Origin of the sequence: Nostoc sp. UCD121 (assembly GCF_014222285.1) — a bacterium.
Lineage (GTDB): Bacteria > Cyanobacteriota > Cyanobacteriia > Cyanobacteriales > Nostocaceae > Nostoc.
The window spans coordinates 1-2,601 of the sequence record NZ_JACKZS010000410.1; the positions used below are offsets into that span (position 1 = coordinate 1).

Annotated in this window: 2 protein-coding genes; one reads left to right on the forward strand and one right to left on the reverse strand. The window is 39.6% G+C overall.

Annotated features, from left to right (window positions below; translation table 11 throughout):
• The first annotated feature begins 48 nt into the window (after positions 1–48).
• On the forward strand, positions 49–213 hold the full coding sequence (locus GNF10_RS36340; protein ID WP_185586304.1) for a hypothetical protein: 165 nt from the start codon (positions 49–51) through the stop codon (positions 211–213).
• A gap of 235 nt (positions 214–448) precedes the next feature.
• Here GNF10_RS36340 and GNF10_RS36345 read toward each other — a convergent pair whose 3' ends face one another.
• Positions 449–2,368 carry an iron uptake porin gene (locus GNF10_RS36345; protein ID WP_185586305.1) on the reverse strand — a complete coding sequence of 640 codons (1,920 nt, stop codon included), beginning with the start codon at positions 2,366–2,368 and terminating at the stop codon, positions 449–451.
• Positions 2,369–2,601 lie beyond the last annotated feature (233 nt).

Below are 2,601 nucleotides of genomic sequence, written 5' to 3' on the forward strand. Positions count from 1 at the left end.
GCTATATTGTATAGATATAACAAAATATCTTGACAAGTAAAGCAATATATGAATTATAAGCAGCAAAGACCTGACAAAGCCTATATTTGGGTGAATATTGATTTTGATAAGGTTAAATATAGAATAGATGCGGTGACTTGCCAAATTGAGCGGGTTATACAAAAGCACCAAATTTCAAATCAACCTGGTAACTCAGGTAAAAGAAACAATTAGGTTATGTGTGAGGCGATATCTATGATGAGCTACGCACTTTATTCTTAGCGTAGCGAACCTAAACATCTCACCAGTTTTGCATAAAAGATTTTGGGCAAAAAGACAATATTTTTATTTGATAATCGTCCACCAAATTTCTACTTATTTATTATCCTCGACACTCCTTTTCAGGAGTGTTATTTTTGGGAGGATATTTGCTTGCTAGTTATGGTGCGATCGCTATTTGGAGCTATCGTTAAAAGGTAAAAGTAGTCCGAAGTACGCCTACAGTCGTAGTATCATTGTTGCTGTTACCTTCTGCGTTAAAGAGAACAAACGCACCAGGGGTAATGCTGATATTATCGCTAACTTGAAAGCGGTAATAGCCTTCTAAATGGTAAGGAGTGGCCCGATTCTCGCCTGTGGGCGTAAGTTGAGCAGAACCACCAGTATCACTACGGAAAAGCGGTTGACCAAAAATAATCCCGGCGGTGTTCCCTGATTTGAATAAATCTCTGAAGTGAACTCCCGCCATCCAACTTGTAAAGGTGGTGGAAGCATTCACGCTATTTGAAGCAGCATCAACAAATAGTGCTGCACCGTAGCCAGATAAGGCTATTTTGGGAGACAATCGCCATGTAACCGTACCCCCAACAGAGTTGAGTTTGACTGGTGTCCCAGCCTCAACACCAGCTAAAGCACCAATATCAGCACTAATTAATCCTGTACCTAAAATATTGATTTCATGATAACTATTGGCATAGTTTAGACCAATATCTAGGTCAGGACTGGGCTTGAAGGTTAACTGTGCGGCAACAACACTACTCCCACTAAATAAGCCTCCTCCTAACGGTGTTGTCGAAACTCCTGGTAGTGCCTCCGATGGAGATTTTTGGGGTAAATTGGCGTTGACACTACCGTATAAAGCTCGTAAATCCAAATTCGGGGAAATACTATAAATAAAGCCCGCCGCCGATGCTAAACCAGTACCTGAAGTCCCACCAGAAATCCGTACTACAGGATTTAAGCCGGCAAAACGAGAAATTGACTCTTGTCCTTCACCATAAAAAGGCGTAATTGCTGGGAAAGCATCTGATGTTTCCGCCGCACTTCCCGCAAACAAGGTTAATTTATTAGCGACGGGAAAGATATACAGTAATTTGTAAAGCTGAACGCTGTTCGCGCCAACACTGGATAAAGTATTGACATTTAACCCCGGAAATTGCGGCTCAAAACTGGTACGAGCGCTACTAGAACTTAAAAGAGGTGCAGCTAATCCTAAACTTTGTTGCAGGCTACCTTGTCCATCGGCTCCACCCAAAAAGTTATAAGCTTGTAATCCAGTAATTAATGAATCTTTACCAGTAAAGCTAGTGGTGAGATTTAACCGCACTCTATTGACTAGGATGATGTTCGGGTCACTGTCATTAGGAGCGCCACCGCTAGCACCAACACCAGCAATAATTACCTCACCATTGAGTTTGGTCGTAGTAGAAAACTGATTTGCTTCTAGTTCTGCTGTACGAACTTCTACAGCATCTACTCGACCCCGCAATGTTGACAATTCCGCCGCAAATTGTTCTTGTAGTTTCTGCAACGCGGCTAAATCTTCTTTCTTGACCAAATCACCAGTTGCAGTGGCAATCAGTTCGTTGATTCGATCTAAACAAGCATTTAAACCAGCAGCAAATTCATAGCGAGTCATCGCCCGATTACCGCGATAGGTTTGATTCGGATAACCTGCGATACAACCATAGCGCTCAACTAAAGATTGGAGTGCCTGAAAAGCCCAATCAGTCGGCTGTACATCAGACAATTGAGATACGGATGTTACTTGTGCAAGTTTGTCTGATGGTGGAGACAAATTTACCGATTGTGCTGTGATTGGCTGCCCAAGCTTAACAGCAGAATCTACTCTTAAATCTTGATTTATTTGCTGCTGATGGACTAACGAGAAATTTTTTTGACTATCATTAGCTATCAGCAATTTGCTGAAAATATTGTTTGACAAATTGCTTTGATAAGAATCATTTTTTTGATAGCTGGTATCATCTTGATTAACAGCTACGTTTTTATCTGCAATTTCTAAACTAGGAAGGGCTTGCACAGGTGAAAACCCGGAAATTAAACACAAAAAGCCCATCCCACTAGCAGAAGCTAGTAGATATTTTGCAATCATAACTCCTAATACCGATAAAATAGGGAAAAATTAATTGCGATTTTAAAATTGATTGATAAGTAAATTTAAAGTAGTTTTAGCAAGATAATCTTGTCAACTTTAAATTTTTTATATCAGGATTTTTTCTGAATTGACTTACCGGAACATCAGCTTATATCGCAAGTATTAAATTATAGTAAATACTATTTTGGGAAAGAATTAACAAAAAATTATATTGATAGTTTTTATAA

Coding starts and splice junctions, on each gene's coding strand:
- GNF10_RS36340 (WP_185586304.1), top strand. CDS start 49: ATGAATTATAAGCAGCAAAGACCTGACAAAGCCTATATTTGGGTGAAT.